This window comes from Micromonospora sp. HUAS YX12 (assembly GCF_040215685.1).
Lineage (GTDB): Bacteria > Actinomycetota > Actinomycetes > Mycobacteriales > Micromonosporaceae > Micromonospora > Micromonospora tulbaghiae.
Genome location: NZ_CP157974.1, coordinates 2,089,895 through 2,108,632, shown reverse-complemented (window position 1 = coordinate 2,108,632; position 18,738 = coordinate 2,089,895). Strand labels below are relative to the sequence as shown.

Here is an 18,738-nt window from a genome sequence, read left to right as displayed (position 1 = left end):
CCGCTCGCGATGTGCGCAGCCCCGGCGATCATGGACGCATGTCGGGGCCGGGTACGGGTAGAGCACCGGCATGCAGACGTTCCTGCCGTATCCGGACTTCCTGGCCAGCGCGCGCACGCTGGACCAGAAGCGGCTGGGCAAGCAGCGCGTGGAGGCGATCCAGGTGCTGCGCGGGCTGACCCGGCCGGACTACGGCTGGCGCAACCACCCCGCGGTGAAGATGTGGGCCGGGTACGAGGAGGCGCTGACCCGGTACGGGCTGGACATGTGCGCGGTCTGGTGCGAGCCGGGCCGGGCCGACACCTGCGCCGGCACGCTCGCCACCGATCTCGCGGCCGCCTGCGGCATCTCGGTGATCCGCACCCAGGACGAGCTGGCCGCGGCCGGTGAGCTGCCGCCCTGGCTGGGCCGCGACGACCTGCACCGCAGCCACCGGTCGTCGCTGCTGCGCAAGGATCCGGTCCACTATGCACAGCTGTTCACCGACGTCTCCCCGGACCTGGAGTACGTCTGGCCGCCGTCGGACCGCCCGCGCCGCTGCCTGCCGTGAAGGAAGGGCCCCTTGTTAACGCCTCCGGTAGAGGAAGGGCCCCTTGTTAACACGTGGCCCCGCCCACCCACGCGGCAGCACCCGGCGCGGGAGCGACGCGGCGTTAAGAAGGGGCCCCGCACATCCGTATGCGTTAAAAGGGGCCCCTTCCTTTCACCTCGGGCAGACTGTGAGCAGCGCCGACTGGAGGATGCCCCGTGGGTCTGTCGCAAGTGGTAGGTCGCCTGATCGGCGTACGCGAGCACGTGGTGGACCCGGGCGGCGGGGGCGCCGACCGCGTGCCGCGACCGGTCCCGGCGCTCGTGGTCGGCGGCGGCATCGCCGGCATGTCGGCGGCTGTGGTGCTGGCCGAGCGCGGCGTGGCGGTGACGGTGCTGGAGGCGGCGCCGCACCTCGGCGGACGGCTCGGCGCCTGGCCGGAGGAGCTGCCCGACGGCGTCCAGCGCAACGAGCACGGCTTCCACGCGTTCTTCCGGCAGTACTGGAACTGGCGGTCGATCCTGCGCCGGGCCGACCCGGCGCTGGGCTTCCTCAAGCCGATCCCGGGCTACCCGATCCTGTCCGGGCAGTGGCCCACCGAGGAGTTCGGCAAGCTGCCGCCCGCGCCGCCGGCCAACCTGCTGGCGCTGCTGCTGCGCAGCCCCAGCCTGCGCCTGGCCGACCTGCGCGCGATGGACCGGGACGCCGCGCTGCCGCTGCTCACCTACGACCCGGTACGCACCTACGAGGAGTTCGACCGGCGGACCGCCGACGAGCTGCTCACCTCGCTGCGGCTGCCGGACCGGGCGCGGGCCATGCTGTTCGAGGTCTTCTCGCACTCGTTCTTCAACCACGAGGCGGAGATGTCGGCCGCCGAGATGATCGCGCAGTTCCACTTCTACCTGCTCGGCAACCCCGAAGGGCTGGCCTTCGACTGCCCGGACCGGGACTACGGCACGGCGATCTGGGAGCCGCTGACCCGGTACGTGGAGAAACACGGCGGCCGGGTGCTGACCGGCGCGGCGGCGGCCCGGCTGGACCGTACTCCGGCGGGGTGGCGGGTGACCGGCGCCGACGGTGACGCCTGGGAGGCGCCGCACGTGGTGCTCGCGGTGGACCCGCCCGCGCTCGCCGCGCTGGTCGACGCCTCCCCCGGCCTGGCCGCGGCGGCGCCCGAGCTGGTGGCGCGGATGCCCGCGTTCGGCCGGCCCGGCCCGCCGTACGCGGTGGCGCGCTACTGGATGGACGGGGACGTCCGGGCCGACCGCGCGGTGTTCAGCGGCGTCTCCCGGCAGCCCACGCTGGACTCGGTGACGCTCTACCACCGGCTGGAGGACGAACCCCGCCGCTGGGCCGGGCGGACCGGCGGCTCGGTGGTGGAGCTGCACGCGTACGCCTGCGAGCCGGACGTGCCGGCCGACGAGCTGGCGGCCCGGATGCTGCGGGAGCTGACCGCGCTCTGGCCGGAGGTGGCCGGCCTGCGGGTACGCGAGCTGCGCGCCCGCGTCGAGGCGCAGGCGCCCGCGTTCACGCCGGGCAGCCACGCCTGGCGTCCCGGGGTACGCACCGACGCGCCGGGCCTCTACCTGGCCGGGGACGGCATCCGCACCGAGTTCCCGAGCGCGCTGATGGAACGGTCGGCGGCCACCGGGATCATCGCCGCGAACCACATCCTGCGTGCCGAGGGGGCGGCGGCCGAGCCGGTCCGCTCGATCCGTCCACGCGGCCTGCTCGCCGGGCGCACCCCTTCGAAGCTCCCTTCCGACTGATCCGGTGACACGGGCCCGCCGACGACGGATCGAAATGCGTTGCCCACGATTCCCGGATCGATCTACCGTGAGCGCGCAAGGTCAACCACCGCTCCGGGAGCCGTCCATGTCGCCACGATCCGCCACCACGACGACGTCGTGGCTGCTCGGTGACGGCTGCCGGGAACACGGTCCCTGGCCCGGAGGGCACGACTGACGCGCGCCGCGCGTCCCCGTCGTCGCCGCCCGGTCCCGTGGACCGGGCGGCTTTTTCGTCGCCGTACCGCCGATCGTGAAGGGAGAACCCGGTGGACGCCGTCCTCGTCGTCAACGCCGACCTCGGCCCGCTGCACCGGGTCACCGTCAAGCACGCGATCCGGATGCTCTGCCGCCGGGTCGCCGAGATCCACGAGGCCGAGCCCGACCGGGTGATCGGCGTCTTCCCGCTGCCGCGGGTGGTCCGCCTCGTCCGGTACGTGGTGACCCGCTGGCGGTTCAGCGCCGGCCCGGCCTGGTCCCGGGCCGGGGTGCTGGCGCGCGACCGGCGGCGGTGCGCCTACTGCGACGGCGCGGCGAGCACGATCGACCACATCCTGCCCCGCTCGCGCGGTGGCCGGAACATCTGGGGGAACACCACCGCCGCCTGCTACGCGTGCAACCAGCGCAAGGGCGACCGGACCCCGGCCGAGGCGGGCATGCCGCTGCGGCGGGAACCGGTGACGCCGCGCTGGCGCGGTGACGGACGGCCGGCGGGCACAGGGGGCGGTGCCGGGGTACGCCCCGGCGCCGCGCCCGCCGGCCCCACCATCTCCTAGGTGTCGAGACGCCGGGCCAGCCCGTCGAGCAGAAGGTCCAGCCCGCCGCCGAACTCGTCCTCCGGTCCGACCGTGCCGGCCTCGCGCGCGGTCTCGGCGAGCAGGGGGAACTCGTCGCGGGGCAGCGCCGCGATGACAGCCGTGCCGGGCCCGGCCAGCGCGCCGAGATGTTCCATCTGGATCGCGCCGACCATGTAGCCGAGCAGGGCGCGGAACGCGACCACCCGCCCGGTTCCGGTGAAGCCGGCCCGGGTCAGCACCGCGAGCACCGCCTCGCCCCAGCGCAGGATCGCCGGTGAGCGGTGCCGGTGCGTGGGCAGCAACGGGACGACGGCCGGGTGGGCGCCGACCGCGCGGCGTACCCGGTCGGCCAGCTCCCGGACGCCGTCCGGCCACGGGACGTCGAGCGGCGGGCGCGTGTCCACCCGGTCGAGGACGCGCTCGACGACGAGCGCCTCCAGTTCGTCGCGGTCGGCGACGTAGCGGTAGAGGCCCATCGTGCTGGTGCCGAGCTGCGCGCCGACCGCGCGCATGGTGAGGCCGGCGAGGCCGTCCCGGTCGAGCACCGCGAGTGCCGCGTCGGCGAGCTGGGCGGGGGTCAGGGAACGAGGACGGGGCATGGCCTTGACAGCGTACAAGATACGCCTACGGTTGTAGGAGTACGTCGTACGCCTACAACGGGAGCACGCATGGACGCCGTCACCCCTCGCCACCTGACCAGCGTGACCGGCACCGGGATCGCCCTGCCGGACCCGGACCGCCTGGTGCACCTCCAGTTCCGTCGCTTCGCCGGCTGCCCGGTCTGCAACCTCCACCTGCGCTCGATCGTCCGCCGGCACGCCGAGATCGAGGCCGCCGGCGTACGCGAGGTGGTGCTCTTCCACTCCCCTGCCGACGAACTGCGCGAGCACGTCGCCGACCTGCCGTTCGCCGTGGTGGCCGATCCGGACCGGCGGCTCTACCGGGAGTTCGGGGTGGAGTCGGCGCGGCGGTCGCTGCTCGACCCGCGCGCCTGGCTGCCGATCCTGCGTGCCGTGGTGACCGGCACCTGGCACGTCCTGCGCGGCCGGGAGCGGCTGCCGTCCCGCACGCCGCACGGCGGCCGGCTCGGGCTGCCGGCCGACTTCCTGATCGCCTCCGACGGGCGGGTGCTCGCCGCGAAGCACGGCGAACACGCCTCCGACCAGTGGTCGGTGGACGAGTTGCTGGCCCACGTCAGCGCGTACCGCGCCGCACGGTGACCGCGAACCGTGCGTTCGCGGCTGTCGGCCGTCCGGTCAGACGGCGGGCGGGGTCCAGCCGAAGCGCGGCGGGCGGCGCTCGTTGATCGCCGCCACCCCCTCGCGGGCCTCGCCGCTGTCCCGCACCTGGGCGTGCCACCAGGCGAGGCGGTCGGCGTCGGCACGCCCGTCGACGATCTCCTTGGCGGCGGTCACTGTGAGCCGGGACCGCTCGGCGATGGTGGCGGTCAGCGCCGACACCCGCCCGGTCAGCTCCCCGGCCGGCAGCACCTCGTCCACCAGGCCGATCCGCAGCGCCCGCTCGGCGTCGACCAGCTCGCTCGTGAACAGCAGGTGCTTCGCCGCGGACGGTCCGACCAGCGCGGCCAGCCGCCGGGTGGTCGGCGCCGGGTAGACCAGGCCGAGCCGGGCCGGGGGTACGCCGAACCGGGCATCAGCCGCGGCCAGGCGCAGGTCGCAGGCGACGGCGAGCTGGCAGCCGCCGCCCACGCAGGCACCCTCGATCGCGGCGACGGTGGGGCGGCCGAACGCGGCGAGCCGCTCCTCGGCGGCCACCGCGATGCTGCCGTCACCGGCTGCCAGCAGCTCGTCCAGGTCGCCCAGGTCGGCGCCGGCGCAGAACGTGCCGCCCGCGCCGGTGAGCACCAGCACCCGTACCGCCGGGTCGGCCTCCAGGCCGTCGAGCAGCACCGGGAGCTGCCGCCACATGGCCGGGGTCATGGCGTTGCGCCGGGCCGGGTTGTGGATGACGACAGTGGCCACCGGGCCGTCCAGGGTGACGGTCAGTTCCGCGTCGGACATGGTGCGACCGTAACGGGCGGGGCCCGGCGGCCACCCGCGGGGGGTGGCCGCCGGGCCCCGGGGTCGGGCGGTCAGGTCAGGAGACGTTGACAGCGGTGTCGTCGAGCACGAACGAGGTCTGCAGCGAGCTGTCCTCGGTGCCGGTGAACTTCAGCGTGACGGTCTGCCCGGCGTACGCCGCCAGGGAGAACGACTTCTGGCTGTAGCCGCTGGCCTTGTTCAGGTTCGAGTAGGTCGCCAGCGTGGCCAGCACCGAGCCGGACGAGTTGAGCAGCTGCACGTTCAGCTTGTCGTACTGGACGCTGCTGGTGGTCTCGGCCGAGTCGATGTGCAGCCAGAACGAGAAGGTGTACGCGGAGCAGCCGGTCGGCAGGCTCACCGACTGCGACAGCGTGTCGGTGCGGGTGGTGCCGTAGCCGTTCAGCCAGGCGTTCCAGGTGCCGGTGCGGGTCGGCTGGCCCTGCGAGCCGTACTGGCCGATCACGCCGGAGGTGGAGGCCCAGACGGTGTTGCCGGACTCGAAGCCCGGGTTGCCGAGCTTCTGGCCCGCGCCGGTGCAGCCGCCGCCGGTGCCGGTCACCGTCAGCGAGTACGTGGCGGACTTCACGCCGGACGCCGCGCTGCCGCTGACCGTCACCGAGTAGGTGCCGGTCGGCGTGCCGGAGCTGGTGGCGATGGTGAGCGTGGACGAGCCGCCCGAGGTCACCGAGGCGGGGCTGAACGACGCGGTGGCGCCGGTCGGCAGGCCGGACGCGGAGAACGTCACGGTCTGCGCGGTGCCGCTGGTGGTGGACGTGGCGACGGTGGCGGAGACCGAACCGCCGGCGGTCACCGACCCGGCGGTCGGCGAGAGCGAGACGGAGAAGTCGTTGCCGGTGGAGCTGCACGGCGCGTCGTTGCCGGCCACGTTCACAGCGGTCCACGCGGCCTGGACGGTCTTGTACTCGGTGGAGCAGTTGCCGTACAGGTCCGTCGCGGCCCGCAGGGTGTACGCGCGGGCGGTGTTGGCCGGGTTGCTGTTGTTGACGTACGAGGTGTTCGAGGTGAAGTACACGTCGAGCGCCCGGTACCAGATCTTCTCCGCCTTGGCGCGGCCGATGCCGGTCACCGCCGGGGCCGAGCCGCAGACCGGGGAGGTGCCGTACGCGGTGGCGCCGGTGCCCTCGGCGAGGTTGAAGAAGAAGTGGTTGCCCACGCCGGAGGAGTAGTGCACGTCCTTGTTCTTCGTGCTGGTGGACCAGCAGGAGTCGGACGAGCCGTCCAGCGACGGGTTGTACATGTAGCGCAGCGGCGTACCGTTGCCGTTGATGTTGATCTTCTCGCCGACCTGGTAGTCACCCGGGTCGCTCGGCGCGGCGGCGTAGAACTCCACCATGTTGCCGAAGATGTCGCTGGTGGCCTCGTTGAGGCCGCCGGACTCACCGGAGTAGACCAGCCCGGCCAGCGCCTCGGTGACGCCGTGGCTCATCTCGTGCCCGGCCACGTCCAGCGAGACCAGCGGGCGGGAGTTGCCCGAGCCGTCGCCGTAGGTCATCTGGGAACCGTCCCAGAACGCGTTGACGTAGTTGTTGCCGTAGTGCACACGGCTCGGCACGCCCTGGCCGTTGCCGAAGATGCCGTTACGGCCGTGCACGTTCTTGAAGTAGTCGAACGTCTTGGCGGCGCCGAAGTGGGCGTCCACCGCGGCCGACTGCCGGTTCGAGGTGGCGCCGTTGCCCCACGCGTTGTCCGCGTCGGTGAACGTGGTGCAGGTGGAGGTCCCGTTGTTCATGTCGCAGGTACGGCCGTTGCCGCGTACCGGGTCGATCATCTGGTACGTGCTGCCGGAGAGCGTGGTGTCGATGGTGACCGAGCCGGTGTAGATGCCCTGGCCGGTGCCGGCCACCGTCTCGATCTCGTCGTACGAGCCGATCACCTTGCCGGTGGTGGCGTCGGTGATGACGTGCAGCTTCGACGGCGTCTGCTTGTCCGCCTTCCAGCCCGTCGCGACGGTCTCCCAGGCGAGCCGGCCGGTGCCGCTGCTGGCGTCGACGAACAGCTCCGGCGCGCCGACCGAGGTGAGCGACCCGGAGAACGTCTTGCGGGCGCTGGCCTTGGCCGCGTCCGCGCCGACCTTCGCGGTGGTGCTCAGGGTCAGCGGGGCGTGGAGGCTGACCGACGCGCTGGTCATGGTGCCGTTCGGGGCGGTGTGGATGACGAAGTCCCCGCCGTACACGCGGAGACCCTGGTAGGTCCGGCTGTACCGGGTGTGCGCCGCCCCGGAGGGGTCGACCTTGGTGCGGACGGCCTGGTAGGCCTCACCACCGGCGCCCTGGACGGCGCCGGGGTTGGCGCGCAGCAGGCTCGCGGCCCGGGCTGCGGCCGAGGTCTCGGGGCTGGGGGCGCTGGGGGCTGCCGCTTGCGCCGAGGTGGTGACGCAGGCCAGCACGCCGCTGGTGAGCAGCGCTGCGCTGACGGCGGCGACGGATCTTTTCACGGGCCCTCCTGGAAGGCGAAGTTGTGACGGGGGTAGTCACTGATGTAGATATAGCGATACATCGAAGAACGTGAAAGAGGCCGGCGAGATCCCGCCGGAGACATTGACCGAACGGATGAGGAGGACCGGTGGGCCGGAACCGGGTGGTCCCGTCGCGCGTCCGAACCGGTATGAGAGCTGCCCCCGCCGTGGCGGCCGTCGCCGCCCTTCTCGTCCCGCTCGCCGGCTGCGCCCGCACCGACGCGCCACCCGCCACGCTCCCCCAGGTCACCGCGCTGCCCGCCACCGAGGTCGTGCTCGTGAAGTCGGGCGGCATCGCCGGGGTGAAGGACACCGTCACAGTGCGGCCGGACGGCCACTGGACGAAGACCGACCGGACCGGCGCCTCCCAGGAGGGCCGGCTCGCCGACGCGGACCTCGCCCGGCTGCGACAGCTCGCCACCGACCCCCGGCTGGCCACCGAGGCCACTGACACCAAGGGCCCGGACACCTGCGCGGACGGGTTCGCCTACCGGCTCACCGTCGGCCCGGCCGAGAGCGGGTACGTGGACTGCGGGCCCGCCGCCCCGCCGCCGGCCGTCACCGCCGAGGTGGTCGAGCTGCTCACCCGCGCCACCGGCTGACCCGGCTTTCAAACCCGCTGCCGCTGTGACGTCCGCCTATGGCCGGCGGACCGGCGAACGCGCCAGCATGGACGGCATGACTCGCGCACTCATCGCCCTGACCAGTCACTCCGAGCTGGGCCGCACCGGCCGCTCGACCGGCTACTACGTCGGCGAGGCCGCCGAGCCGTGGGAGGTGTTCCGGGCCGCCGGGTACGACGTCGACCTGGCGTCGGTGGCCGGCGGTGAACCGCCCGTCGACGGGCGGGACGAGAACGACACCACCCAGAACGACTTCCTCGCCACCGCCGGCGTCACCGACACCCCGAAGGCCGCCGACGTCGACCCGGAGCGGTACGACGTGATCCTCTTCGCCGGCGGCCACGGCACCATGTGGGACTTCCCCGACGACCCCGACCTGGCCCGGATCGCCCGCTCGGTCCACGAGCGCGGCGGCGTGGTGGCCGCCGTCTGCCACGGCCCGTCGGCGCTGGTGAACCTCACCCTCACCGACGGCTCACGGCTGATCACCGGCAAGCGGGTCGCCGGGTTCACCAACAGCGAGGAGGCGGCCGTCGGCCTCACCGACGAGGTGCCGTTCCTGCTCGCCGACAAGCTCACCGAGGCGGGCGCGCAGCACGTACCGGCGCCTGACTTCACCGAGCACGTGGTGGTCGACGGCCGCCTGGTGACCGGCCAGAACCCGCAGTCCGCCCGCGCCGTGGCCGACGCCGTGGTGAAGCTGATCGCCTGAGCGCCGGTCAGAACCGGTAGTCGTCGGGCAGGCCGGTGGCCCGCAGCTCGGGCGGCAGGTGGGCGACGTCGTTGAGCGCGACGAGCGTCGGCGGGCCGCCCGAGCTGTAGCGGATCACTGTGAGCCCGCAGTTCTGGTGGTTGAGCCCGATCCAGCGGTGCGGCGGCGCCTCCAGCGCGTTCAGCACCAGCCAGGCGACCAGGAAGTTGTGGGTGACGACCAGCTCGCGTACGTCACCCTGCGCGGGGACGGTGGCGAACCGGGCCACCGACTCCGCGGTCACGCGCGGCCCGTCGCGCCGCTCGCGCTCGCTGAACCCGGCCAGGAACTCGGCGTACCGCTCGGGCAGGTCGGCCGGGTCGGTGTCGTGCGGCACGTGGTCGCCGGCCCGATCGTCCTCGCGTACCGGGACACCCGGCAGCGACGCCGCGACCAGCGCGGCGGTCTCCGCGGCCCGGCGGGCCGGCCCGTGGTGTACGGCGGTGAGCCCGGCCCCGCGCAGTCGCTCGCCCAGCAGCGTCGCCTGCCGCCGGCCCCGCTCGGACAGTCCGGTGTCCGCCTCCTCCTCCGGCCGGTCCTGCTCGCCGTGACGGACCAGGTAGAGCAGGCGGCTGGGCATCGGCACCTCCAGGGTCGGGGACCGCGAGACTAGCCCGCCGCCGCGCCGTTCACCGGCCCTGGTGCATCTGGCCGATCCGGATGCGGTTGCCGAACGGGTCGCGGATGCCGAAGTCGATCCCGTACGGCCGGTCGGTCGGCTCGTCGGTCACCTCCACGCCCTTCGCGACCAGGTCCGCGTACGTCTTGTGCGCGTCATCGGTGGTGAAGAACAGGAACCCGCCCGCAGCGCCCTTGGTGAGCAGTTCCCGGACCTGCTCGGCCGTCTTCGGGTCCAGCGCCGGCGGTCCCGGCTTCTCCAGCAGGATCTCCCGGCCGGGGTCACCCGGCACGTTCACGGTGAGCCAGCGCATGAAACCGAGATCCTGGTCGAGGCTGACCTCCAGGCCGAGCTTGCCGACGTAGAAGTCGAGTGCCTCGTCCTGGTCGAGCACGTAGATCTGGGAGCGGGAAGTCGAAGTCATCGTCATGCCGACGACGCTAGAACAACGCCCCGACCTGCTGCTTATCCAAAAGTGCTCGGTCTGGTCCAGGACTTGGCGAAGCAGCTCGGCACCTCGGGCGCAGCGGCCCGGTGGCGCCGGTAGGCCGAGGGCGACTCGCCGACGATGCCGTGGAACGTCCGGCTGAACGTGCCGAGGCTGGAGAAGCCGACGGCGAGGCAGATGTCGGTGACGTCCCGGTCGGTCTCCAACAGCAGGGCCATGGCCCGCTCCACCCGGCGGCGCTGCAGGTAGCGGTGCGGCGTCTCGCCGAAGGTGGCCCGGAAGGTACGGATGAAGTGCGCCTCCGAGACGTGCGCGATGCGGGCCAGCGCGGCGATGTCCAGCGGCTGCGCGTACGCCCGGTCCATCGCGTCCCGGGCGCGCAGCATCGCCCGGTTGGACTCCTCGACCGCTCTGCTCACGCCGTCCCCCCGCCGGCCAGCCTACCGAGACGGGATCCGTGCACCGCCCTCGATGCCCGGGCCACCACTGGTGACCTGGGCTTACGCGCCAGTCGGCGTGCGGTTGCGGTGAAGCCGTGTCGGTTACCCGATGGCATCGTGGGACCACGCATTCGGACGGCAGATGCGAGCATCGATCCGTTCGCGGCGGATCGCCTGCCGCGAATCGAAAAACGGGGGTTCTTGATGCGCATCAGAAGACTCACCGCCCTGGCCGGACTGGTCGGCCTGGTCGCGGCACTGCCCGTCGCGGCGGTGCCTGCCTCGGCGGCCGCGCGGCCGTCGACCGCCTCGGTGGCCGACCGGCTCGTGCTGGAGCCGACCGAGCGCGGCTACCGCGGCTCGCTCACTGTCGACCTGACCTATCGGGGCGCCGAGCCCGGCCGGGCCAGGTACGTGATCACCGAGCCGATTCCCGGCTCCTACGAGAACGTGGAGTGGGGCATCAGCTGCTACAGCAGCGGAGACGTCCTCCCCGACGGGCGGACCCGGGTCGAGTGCGACGTGCCCGGAGGTGAACTGTCCCCTGGTGAACGGCGCAGCTTCACCATCGACTTCGTGGTCCTCACCCCGACCCGCCCCTACGCGATGAAGGCCGGGGCGGGCCGCCTCGCCGTCACCGTCGACGGCAGCACCGTTACCGACGAGACCTTCTCGACCCGCTTCCGCTCGACGACCGGCTCACTCGCCGATCCCCGGCCCTACGTGCGGGACCGGCAGCCGGACCTGCGCGTCACCGCCCCCGACGCCGTCACCCTGGTACGGCAGCCCGACGGCATGTTCGAGGGCCGGGTGCCGGTCACCCTGCGATACGTCGGCGACGCACCGCACGACTCCGTCTGGTACGCCGTGGAACGCGTGCCGGACGGCGTCTGGGAGCCGTGGACCGAGAGCTGCGGGATCAACTGCGTCGAGGGTGGCGCCTTCATGACCGGCGAGGAGCGTTCGCTCACACTGATCGTCAGCGCGCCCGCCGACACTCCGGTCGGGGAACTGGGCCCGGTCGACATCCAGTTCCACCTGTCCCGGGCAATCGCTCCGGACGTCGACCCGGCGGACAACCGCATCACGTTCACCGTCACCACGGTTGAGGCGCCCTGACCCGCACCACCCGTATCCGGCCGCCCCGCCCGGTGGGAAACCACCGGCCGCGGGGCGGCCCCGTGTGCGCGTCGCTGTCATCCGGCCAGATCGCCGTTCAGGGGTCACCGACGAAGCCCGCCTCCGTCGTGGCCGACTGGTTGCTGCTCGGTGGCCCGGCTGGTCGTCAGAACCCGGCCGCCTCTATACCCTGAAGGCCGGCAGGCTCAGCCAGGTCGAAGAGGGCAGGGGACGTGCCCAGCGGGGGAGAAGACATCGTGGAACGCGTGACAGGCATCGGCGGCGTCTTCTTCCGCGCCCACGACCCGGACCGGATCAACCGCTGGTACGCCACCCACCTCGGTGTCGACCTGGCACCGGAGTCCTACGACGTGCCCTCCTGGTGGCAGCAGCCCGGTCCTACCGTCCTGGCAGCCATGCCGGCGGACTCCGAACACTTCGGCGGCCCCCAGCACTCCTGGTCGCTCAACTTCCGCGTCAACGACCTGGGCGCGATGGTCGGCCAGCTGCGCGACGCGGGTATCGACGTCGAGGTGGACCCCGAGGAGTACCCGAACGGCAGGTTCGCGAGCCTCAGAGATCCAGAGGGCAACATGGTCCAGCTCTGGGAGCCCGCCGGGGCCGACGCCCGTGGGCCCGCCTGACCCCTCGCGGGGTACCGTCGTGGCGCTGCTGACAGAGCCGCGCGTCCCGCGGCGACATCGGCCCCGGAACGCCCTTGTGGAAATGGAGCCCCCGGCCGGGATCGAACCGGCGACATCTCGCTTACAAGCTCTGTGCGTCGCGTCCGCACGCGTCCGGCGACGGCTGGACGCTCGGAGTCTCTTCCATGCCAGCGCTCGTCAGGATGCCGTCGTTCGGTGGTGTTGCTGTCAGCGTTGCTGTCGACAGCCCTTCCGCCCGCGACCCAGGTCGCTCCCCTGAAAGTGAGGTGGGCGACTACGGTCAACCCGTGTTCGTTCCCGCGACTGTCTCCGACGACTCCGGTCCGCTGGAAGGCCCGCTCACAGACGAGGTTCTGTGGGCGGTGGAGGCGCAACTGGGACACCTGTTGCCCGCCGCGTACGTCAACCTATGCCGTAAACACAACGGCGGCTCACTCGCCCGAGGCGCCCACCCCGCACCAAGCCAACCTCGTAGGCCAAGGACCATGTGATCGGCTTAATTGCCTCCTAGTTGGTGCGCCGGCGTGGTGCCGGGGGGAGTACAAGCCCGGCACTACGCATAGGTGGGTGAAGGGCTACAGCCGGTCCCCGCCGGTACAACTCCGCAGCAGGCCCGCGTGGCCCCTTGCGCCTGGTGCCCGTCCGTTCGACGAATCCCGTCTCTAGCCTCGGTCTTTCGTTAGTCGGTGATCAAGACCGTAGTCAACTGAGTTGATCTTTCTGGGGCTCTCTGGAGTTCGTGGGCATGCTGATGGCCCGGCGCGGTAGCCGGGGTCCTCCAGACTGCTCGTCGGGACGCGGAGCGGGGTTCAGGTGACTGGTTGCGGTAGTGCGGTCAGCCGCGCGAACGCGTTGACCAGGTCGGTGGCCCAGGGCCAGCCCTCGGCGATACGCAGCCGGGTGCGTCGCGCGGTGCGGGTGATGCGGGCGGCGACGTGCAGGAGCCGGTAGCGCAGCTTCTTGGGCTCGGCGGCGGCCAGTTCGCCATCGAGCAGCAGGTGTTGGGTCCAGGCCAGTAGGTCGATGCCGGTCAGCGCGAGTTCGAGCCAGGCCTGGTTGATTGCGAACAGGCGGGAGGGGAAGCGGCCGAAGCCGGTGTCCTTGCCGCAGCGGATGCGGTCCTCCACGCGAGCGTGGGCGCGGTGGCGGGCTTCCAGGTATTGGATCGATCCGCCGCCGATGGGGGTGTCGGTCGCGGTGACCTGGTGGCGCATGCCTTCGAGGGTGTCGAACAGGGTCAGTTGGGCGCCGGGGTGCGGGCGTTCGCGCCGGACGATGAACCTCGTTGCTTCGGGGTAGCCGGCGCGCCAGTCGGCGGCCAGCAGGCCGGTGATCTCGCAGATCTCGGCTCCGTCGCGTGGGTCCCCGTCGGCGTCCAGCGCCGGGATCCAGCCGGTGGCGGCGCGGATCGCCTCGCGGACCGGTTCGGTGATCGCGACGCCGACGGAGAACCGGGTATCGATGCCGTGCTCACGCAGGCTGCGGATGTGGGCGAGGAACCCGTGCGTGCAGCCGGCCGAGTCCGAGCGCACGAGGATCTCGGTGCCGTACCGGTGGGCGTCGGGGATCTGTTCGAGGGCACGGTCGAGCACCGTGATGTGGTCGGCGGTGGTGTTCGACCCGGCCCGGCCCTCGCGCAGCAGCCCGGACAGCGCCTCCCTGCTGCCGTCGAGGAAGCAGAACAGCGGGTGGTAGCCGAACGTCTTCTTCCACGTGCGGGTCGCTGACTCCTTCTCGGAGTGGCAGACCACGATGGAGGCATCCACGTCCAGGACGATCCCTGGCACCGGCATCCCCGCCGCGGTCGAGGCGGGCAGGCATCCGCGGGTCTCGACCGTCTGCGCCCACGCCAGCTCCCGCGCGGCAGCGCGTGCCTGCCGCAGCCGCGCCAACGCAGCGGCGTCCATGCCGGACAGCACCCGCCACGCGGTCGGGTCCGAGGCGACAGCACCGAACAGGGCCGCCTGGTCACGCAGGACGGCCAAGTCGGCGATGGCCTCCCCGCCGTCGGCGAGCATCACCGCCAGATCCACCGCGATCCGGCCGGGGTCATGGCCTGCCTGCCGCTGCCGCAGCACAGCCAGGGCATCGCTGAACCTGCTGGTCAGCCCGGTGACATCAGCGACATCGGCGAGCAGGCGCGCACCGGCGTGCCCGACCACGCCCCGCCCGTCACCGCTGACAACGATCTTCGGGCGCGTTCCGGTAGCCTTCACCCAGCAAGTGCCTTCCGTGACGGGCGATCTGGACCTTAGACAAGTCAGATTCTCCCAGATCAGAAGGCACTTCTTCTTTCATGATCCACGATGCGGACGCCCGTCAGTGAAGGGCCAAGGCTAGCACTTTTCGGCGGAAGTTGCTCATATCTACCTGGGATCCCCAAACCGCTTCGTACACCTGGCATAGCTCCCGCAAAGTAAAAGTGGGGCCGCAAAAGTCAGCGGCGATGGTGGTGTGCTCAAGCAGTGTCCTGGCGCGCTCTAGGCCGTCGAGGAGGATACGTCCGTGGTCGAAGGCAAGCCGGCCGACGAGCGAAGACTCCACCTCCACCCAGTCGGCCCTGCGGGCGTCGGTCGCGGCGGCGGGAACGGGGAGGTTCGGGGCGATGGCCAAGAAGGCGGTTGAGATGACCCGGCGGGGCCGCGGATCACGAGTTGGGTCGGAGTAGGTGCCGAGCTGCTCGAAGGGCAACTTCGCCGCGTCAAACCCGGTTTCCTCTCCTAGCTCCCGCCACGCCGCATCCTCCAGCGCCTCGCCAGCGCGCATAAACCCGCCAGGCAGGGCCAGTTGTCCCTTGAACGGGTCTGTAGCTCGGGTAACTAGCAAGACGTGCAGGCGCTCCTCACGAACGGTCAAAACCACCAGGTCGGCGGTCATCTGCGTGACTAGGCGGGGCCTGCGGTGAAGGAGAGCGCCTTCCCGTATACGTCGCGCGAGCTGCCCGGCGCTTACCACCGCCTCGGCCGGCACGGGCACTGGCAGGTCCCGCGGTGGTGCCGAAAAGTAGACGGGGATGTCACGGTCACGGATGCTGCCGAGTTCATAACTCGTGGTACGTCCGATGTAGCCGTTGGGTGCCACCACATAGACAAAGTCGGACGAGAGAATTTTTTGCATCGTGTCCGACTGGATCTCGTGGTCTGCTGACTCGGGATTGTCCCCTCTGAAGCGAACGAACTCCGCCCCTGGGTTAACGATCGTAGAGACAGCCGGGGACGCGACGGTTATACCGGCCTCGCTGAAAATCGCCGCCGCCTCTAGCACTTCCGGATAATACTGGCGAAAGCTGCCCACGATAGACACGGCGAGAGGTCTCATCGCTGCGTGCTCCGTTCAAGCTTAGATCGCCCAGGCGGTCGAGGAGGGCCCTGCCTCAAGCGGCGCGCCAACTCTGCGGCTGCAAAGCCCGTGCCAGTAACGACCGCGGTTACCACCGCCGGGTCATAGCCCTGCAACAGCATTAGCACTGCAAGGCCGAAGGTGAGGACGATAGCCAGGATGATGACTCGGTCTTGGGGCCGAGTGGGCCCGCCGTGTTCAGTCATGACGCGATACTGGCATCACCGATCGTGCAATCTCACCTCGCCGTATGGTCACGCTGACCGGGTAACAGCCATTCGCGCAGCTCACGGCGTCGCGGCGGTTCATGGTCAAACCGACCCCGTTGAACCGGAGCACCCATGCCCGTTGGTCACACTCGCCCAAGCAACTTTGCTGTCTTGAAGCGTCGCCAACTTACCCAGCGAGGCTGCAGCCAGGCTGTCGGCACAACGACACTTCACACGCTCGAAGCCTCAACCAAAGTTCAGCCAGCGTTGACACCGACCCCCGTCGGAGGAAAAGTGACCTGACGTAGCAGCGAGTGTGATCAAGTGCCGTACCGCATGGTCAGACGTACCGGTCGTGCCGTCGAGAATGATCGAGCGTGGCCGCGTGGTAAGGCGTTCGCTGACGATCCGCTGACTGGAATCACGCGCTGCGGGCGCCCGAGGACGGCCGGAGGCCGCCCGCAGGGCAGTCCGCGAGCGCAGACCCACTGCTTGGACGGACTGCGTACCGACTCGTTGGTCAATCCCGGATCGTCATCCAGACGACAATCGCCACGAGGATCAGCACCGGAGCGGCATACCCTGCGGCAATCAGAACCCGCTCCCTCACTGGGCGCGGCTCAAGGTAATCGTCCGGTCCAAGGACGTTGGGCCAGCCGTTGCGGTACTCGACTCGGTGCCCGTCGGGCACCTCCACCTGAACGGTAGGCCGGGTGGTAGCGGAGATCAGGGCATGGATGCCGTAGATCGGCAGCCACCAGCCGAGCGTAAGCATCGACAGGAGGATGTGCGCGGCGTGCCAGGAGCGGCCAAGACTGCCCGCTTTGAGGGTGAGGATCTGCATGGGTCAGTGCCAGATGGTCTTGCAGGGCAGCGGCGAGCCCAGTTCGCTTGGTGCGGTCACCTGGGCAACCTAGCGCCACCACTGCGGAAGGCCTGGCAAGCGTCGGGTACCCGACGGAACACGGTCGCGCGCGCCTGCGTTGCTCGTCTTCCCCTCCGAGCGCGGTACGCCGATGGAGCCGACCAACCTCAGCCGCTCCTTCGCCCGCCTCCGGGAGTCCGCCGGCCTACCCGGCGTCCGGCTGCACGACCTGCGGCACACGGTCGTGTCGCTGCTGATGGAGTTGGGCGTGCCTCCGCACGTCGTCCAGGCCATCGCCCGGCACGCCGACGTGAAGGTGACGCTGAAGGTCTACGCCCACGCCAACCTCGACGCGATGCGTCAGGCGCTCGGCAAGCTCGACGGGCGGCTGTCGTGACCGTCGTTGCTGTCAGCGTTGCTGTCATCCGGCCGGATCGCGGCGGCTGCCGCCGCGAGATGCCTGATGGAATTGGAGCCCCCGGCCGGGATCGAACCGGCGACATCTCGCTTACAAGGCGAGTGCTCTGGCCAGCTGAGCTACAGGGGCGCGTGCGTCGGGCTCAGCATAGCGACTGCACCCCGGAAATCCCGCCTCGCAGGGCTCCCGAGCACGGAAAACGTCGGTATCCCGACCGGTGCGACCGATGGATCATCGCTCGGCCGCGCTCACGGCGGGGAGATTGATGCCTCGCAGTGCTCTCCTGACCGTTATGCGTATGCCGTCCATCCCAGCCCGAGCACCACGTCTTGGCACGATCGCGAAAGCCGTTTACCGTGCAGTGACACGGACGACACTCCGGCCGGCCTCGGCTGCCTGAGCGACGACCCCGTTGGCCGGTGCCTTGGGCGCCGGTCGCTCCTTCACTCGGATCGTCCGGCACGTTCCTGCCGGTGAAAGGAAGCGCTCCATCATGGCTACGGTCACCTACGCGAAGGCATCCCGGATCTATCCGGGCACCGAGCGCCCCGCCGTCAACCAGCTCGACCTCCAGATCGGTGACGGGGAGTTCCTCGTCCTGGTCGGCCCGTCCGGCTGCGGCAAGTCCACCAGCCTCCGGATGCTCGCCGGCCTGGAGGACGTCGACGACGGCGCGATCTACATCGACGACCGGGACGTCACCCACCTCCCGCCGAAGGCCCGCGACATCGCGATGGTCTTCCAGAACTACGCCCTCTACCCGCACATGACGGTGTACGAGAACATGGCGTTCGCGCTCAAGCTGCGCAAGACCTCGAAGTCGGAGATCGACCGGCGGGTCAAGGAGGCGGCCGGGCTGCTCCAGCTGGAGGAGTTCCTCAGCCGCAAGCCGAAGGCGCTCTCCGGCGGTCAGCGCCAGCGTGTCGCCATGGGCCGCGCGATCGTCCGCGAGCCGCAGGTCTTCCTCATGGACGAGCCGCTGTCGAACCTCGACGCCAAGCTGCGTGTGCAGACCCGTACCCAGATCGCCTCGCTCCAGGCGAAGCTGGGCGTCACCACCGTCTACGTCACCCACGACCAGGTCGAGGCCATGACCATGGGTCACCGGGTGGCGGTCATGCTCGACGGCGTGCTGCAGCAGGTGGACACCCCGCGGGCGCTCTACGACACCCCGGCCAACGTCTTCGTCGCCGGCTTCATGGGCTCCCCGGCCATGAACATCAAGACGGTGAAGCTGACCGACCAGGGCGGCGCGTTCGCCGAGATGATCGTGCCGCTGACCCGCGAGCAGGTCGAGGCGGCCCGCTCCGAGGGCGGCGACGGCAAGGTCACCGTCGGCTTCCGTCCGGAGGACTGCGACCTGGTCAGCCCGTCCGAGGGCGGCATGCCGGTCGTGGTCGAGCTGGTCGAGGACCTCGGCTCGGACGCCAACGTCTACGGCCACGCCGCGCTGGAGGGCCACAACGAGCGGTTCGTGGTCCGCACCGACCGGCGCAGCATGCCGAACATGGGTGACACCGTGTTCGTCAAGCCGCGTACCGGCCGCAGCCACGTCTTCCACGCCACCACCGGCCAGCGGATCTGACGTACGTACGCGAGAAGGGGCGGCCC

The 18,738-nt window shown here is 70.8% G+C and carries 19 protein-coding genes, 1 tRNA gene and 1 pseudogene; 11 read left to right on the top strand and 10 right to left on the bottom strand.

The window, feature by feature from the left end; genetic code table 11:
* Window positions 1-70: 70 nt before the first annotated feature.
* The 3 genes from ABIH81_RS10350 (at window position 71) to ABIH81_RS10340 (ending at window position 3,092) form a co-directional block, all read left to right on the top strand.
* Window positions 71-550, top strand: coding sequence for an MSMEG_6728 family protein (locus tag ABIH81_RS10350; RefSeq protein WP_349880079.1), 480 nt, complete (start codon window positions 71-73; stop codon window positions 548-550).
* Between the two features lie 197 nt (window positions 551-747).
* Complete coding sequence (locus ABIH81_RS10345; protein WP_349880078.1) at window positions 748-2,298, top strand: FAD-dependent oxidoreductase; 1,551 nt, start codon at window positions 748-750, stop codon at window positions 2,296-2,298.
* Window positions 2,299-2,585: 287 nt separating this feature from the next.
* Complete coding sequence (locus ABIH81_RS10340; protein WP_349880077.1) at window positions 2,586-3,092, top strand: HNH endonuclease; 507 nt, start codon at window positions 2,586-2,588, stop codon at window positions 3,090-3,092.
* Here the strand turns inward: ABIH81_RS10340 and ABIH81_RS10335 are convergent.
* The gene (locus tag ABIH81_RS10335; protein WP_349880076.1) at window positions 3,089-3,712 is read right to left on the bottom strand and encodes a TetR/AcrR family transcriptional regulator C-terminal domain-containing protein; all 624 of its coding nucleotides are present in this window, start codon (window positions 3,710-3,712) and stop codon (window positions 3,089-3,091) included. The two genes, ABIH81_RS10340 and ABIH81_RS10335, sit on opposite strands and share 4 nt — an antisense overlap.
* A gap of 69 nt (window positions 3,713-3,781) precedes the next feature.
* On the opposite strand from ABIH81_RS10335, the gene ABIH81_RS10330 reads away from it, so the two are divergent.
* A complete protein-coding gene (locus tag ABIH81_RS10330; RefSeq protein WP_349880075.1) occupies window positions 3,782-4,333 on the top strand; it encodes a peroxiredoxin-like family protein in 552 nt (183 codons plus the stop codon).
* A 36-nt stretch (window positions 4,334-4,369) separates the two neighbouring features.
* Here ABIH81_RS10330 and ABIH81_RS10325 read toward each other — a convergent pair whose 3' ends face one another.
* Window positions 4,370-5,134, bottom strand: a complete 765-nt coding sequence (locus ABIH81_RS10325) for an enoyl-CoA hydratase/isomerase family protein (RefSeq protein WP_349880074.1) — start codon at window positions 5,132-5,134, stop codon at window positions 4,370-4,372.
* A 76-nt stretch (window positions 5,135-5,210) separates the two neighbouring features.
* Window positions 5,211-7,610: a M4 family metallopeptidase gene (locus ABIH81_RS10320; RefSeq protein ID WP_349880073.1), complete on the bottom strand. Its 2,400-nt coding sequence runs from the start codon at window positions 7,608-7,610 to the stop codon at window positions 5,211-5,213.
* 170 nt (window positions 7,611-7,780) lie between these two features.
* Between ABIH81_RS10320 and ABIH81_RS10315 the strand changes: the two genes are divergently transcribed.
* Together ABIH81_RS10315 and ABIH81_RS10310 are read left to right on the top strand one after the other, a co-directional pair.
* The gene (locus tag ABIH81_RS10315; RefSeq protein ID WP_349880072.1) at window positions 7,781-8,233 is read left to right on the top strand and encodes a hypothetical protein; all 453 of its coding nucleotides are present in this window, start codon (window positions 7,781-7,783) and stop codon (window positions 8,231-8,233) included.
* Between the two features lie 76 nt (window positions 8,234-8,309).
* Window positions 8,310-8,966, top strand: a complete 657-nt coding sequence (locus ABIH81_RS10310; RefSeq protein WP_349880071.1) for a type 1 glutamine amidotransferase domain-containing protein — start codon at window positions 8,310-8,312, stop codon at window positions 8,964-8,966.
* A gap of 7 nt (window positions 8,967-8,973) precedes the next feature.
* Here ABIH81_RS10310 and ABIH81_RS10305 read toward each other — a convergent pair whose 3' ends face one another.
* Genes ABIH81_RS10305 through ABIH81_RS10295 form a run of 3 tightly spaced genes read right to left on the bottom strand, consistent with a single transcriptional unit; the run spans window position 8,974 to window position 10,491 of the window.
* Window positions 8,974-9,585 carry a histidine phosphatase family protein gene (locus ABIH81_RS10305; RefSeq protein WP_349880070.1) on the bottom strand — a complete coding sequence of 204 codons (612 nt, stop codon included), beginning with the start codon at window positions 9,583-9,585 and terminating at the stop codon, window positions 8,974-8,976.
* A 49-nt stretch (window positions 9,586-9,634) separates the two neighbouring features.
* Window positions 9,635-10,054, bottom strand: coding sequence for a VOC family protein (locus tag ABIH81_RS10300; RefSeq protein ID WP_334461296.1), 420 nt, complete (start codon window positions 10,052-10,054; stop codon window positions 9,635-9,637).
* Window positions 10,055-10,089: 35 nt separating this feature from the next.
* Window positions 10,090-10,491, bottom strand: a complete 402-nt coding sequence (locus ABIH81_RS10295) for an AraC family transcriptional regulator (RefSeq protein ID WP_349880069.1) — start codon at window positions 10,489-10,491, stop codon at window positions 10,090-10,092.
* A gap of 225 nt (window positions 10,492-10,716) precedes the next feature.
* On the opposite strand from ABIH81_RS10295, the gene ABIH81_RS10290 reads away from it, so the two are divergent.
* From ABIH81_RS10290 to ABIH81_RS10280, 3 genes and pseudogenes are all read left to right on the top strand, one after another.
* Window positions 10,717-11,631, top strand: coding sequence for a hypothetical protein (locus ABIH81_RS10290; protein WP_349880068.1), 915 nt, complete (start codon window positions 10,717-10,719; stop codon window positions 11,629-11,631).
* 257 nt (window positions 11,632-11,888) lie between these two features.
* Entirely contained in the window at window positions 11,889-12,275 is a 387-nt protein-coding gene (locus ABIH81_RS10285) for a VOC family protein (RefSeq protein ID WP_349880067.1), read from the top strand.
* A gap of 308 nt (window positions 12,276-12,583) precedes the next feature.
* Window positions 12,584-12,768 (top strand): annotated as a pseudogene (locus ABIH81_RS10280) (SMI1/KNR4 family protein); the annotation flags it as partial.
* A 337-nt stretch (window positions 12,769-13,105) separates the two neighbouring features.
* Here the strand turns inward: ABIH81_RS10280 and ABIH81_RS10275 are convergent.
* From ABIH81_RS10275 to ABIH81_RS10265, 3 genes are all read right to left on the bottom strand, one after another.
* Window positions 13,106-14,560, bottom strand: a complete 1,455-nt coding sequence (locus ABIH81_RS10275; protein ID WP_349881061.1) for an IS1380 family transposase — start codon at window positions 14,558-14,560, stop codon at window positions 13,106-13,108.
* Between the two features lie 55 nt (window positions 14,561-14,615).
* Window positions 14,616-15,614 carry an NUDIX domain-containing protein gene (locus tag ABIH81_RS10270; RefSeq protein ID WP_349880066.1) on the bottom strand — a complete coding sequence of 333 codons (999 nt, stop codon included), beginning with the start codon at window positions 15,612-15,614 and terminating at the stop codon, window positions 14,616-14,618.
* A gap of 750 nt (window positions 15,615-16,364) precedes the next feature.
* Window positions 16,365-16,688: a hypothetical protein gene (locus ABIH81_RS10265; protein WP_349880065.1), complete on the bottom strand. Its 324-nt coding sequence runs from the start codon at window positions 16,686-16,688 to the stop codon at window positions 16,365-16,367.
* 172 nt (window positions 16,689-16,860) lie between these two features.
* Here ABIH81_RS10265 and ABIH81_RS10260 point away from each other — a divergent pair, with 172 nt between their 5' ends.
* Complete coding sequence (locus tag ABIH81_RS10260; RefSeq protein WP_349880064.1) at window positions 16,861-17,106, top strand: tyrosine-type recombinase/integrase; 246 nt, start codon at window positions 16,861-16,863, stop codon at window positions 17,104-17,106.
* Between the two features lie 73 nt (window positions 17,107-17,179).
* On the opposite strand, the gene ABIH81_RS10255 is transcribed toward ABIH81_RS10260, so the two are convergent.
* Window positions 17,180-17,256: transfer RNA gene (locus ABIH81_RS10255), tRNA-Thr, on the bottom strand.
* Between the two features lie 364 nt (window positions 17,257-17,620).
* On the opposite strand from ABIH81_RS10255, the gene ugpC reads away from it, so the two are divergent.
* A complete protein-coding gene (ugpC, locus tag ABIH81_RS10250; protein WP_120572844.1) occupies window positions 17,621-18,712 on the top strand; it encodes a sn-glycerol-3-phosphate ABC transporter ATP-binding protein UgpC in 1,092 nt (363 codons plus the stop codon).
* The last annotated feature ends 26 nt before the right edge of the window (window positions 18,713-18,738 follow it).

Coding starts and splice junctions, on each gene's coding strand:
- ABIH81_RS10325 (WP_349880074.1), bottom strand. CDS start 5,134: ATGTCCGACGCGGAACTGACCGTCACCCTGGACGGCCCGGTGGCCACT.
- ABIH81_RS10265 (WP_349880065.1), bottom strand. CDS start 16,688: ATGCAGATCCTCACCCTCAAAGCGGGCAGTCTTGGCCGCTCCTGGCAC.
- ABIH81_RS10350 (WP_349880079.1), top strand. CDS start 71: ATGCAGACGTTCCTGCCGTATCCGGACTTCCTGGCCAGCGCGCGCACG.
- ABIH81_RS10335 (WP_349880076.1), bottom strand. CDS start 3,712: ATGCCCCGTCCTCGTTCCCTGACCCCCGCCCAGCTCGCCGACGCGGCA.
- ABIH81_RS10260 (WP_349880064.1), top strand. CDS start 16,861: ATGGAGCCGACCAACCTCAGCCGCTCCTTCGCCCGCCTCCGGGAGTCC.
- ABIH81_RS10330 (WP_349880075.1), top strand. CDS start 3,782: ATGGACGCCGTCACCCCTCGCCACCTGACCAGCGTGACCGGCACCGGG.
- ABIH81_RS10270 (WP_349880066.1), bottom strand. CDS start 15,614: ATGAGACCTCTCGCCGTGTCTATCGTGGGCAGCTTTCGCCAGTATTAT.
- ABIH81_RS10315 (WP_349880072.1), top strand. CDS start 7,781: ATGAGAGCTGCCCCCGCCGTGGCGGCCGTCGCCGCCCTTCTCGTCCCG.
- ABIH81_RS10290 (WP_349880068.1), top strand. CDS start 10,717: ATGCGCATCAGAAGACTCACCGCCCTGGCCGGACTGGTCGGCCTGGTC.
- ugpC (WP_120572844.1), top strand. CDS start 17,621: ATGGCTACGGTCACCTACGCGAAGGCATCCCGGATCTATCCGGGCACC.
- ABIH81_RS10305 (WP_349880070.1), bottom strand. CDS start 9,585: ATGCCCAGCCGCCTGCTCTACCTGGTCCGTCACGGCGAGCAGGACCGG.
- ABIH81_RS10310 (WP_349880071.1), top strand. CDS start 8,310: ATGACTCGCGCACTCATCGCCCTGACCAGTCACTCCGAGCTGGGCCGC.
- ABIH81_RS10300 (WP_334461296.1), bottom strand. CDS start 10,054: ATGACGATGACTTCGACTTCCCGCTCCCAGATCTACGTGCTCGACCAG.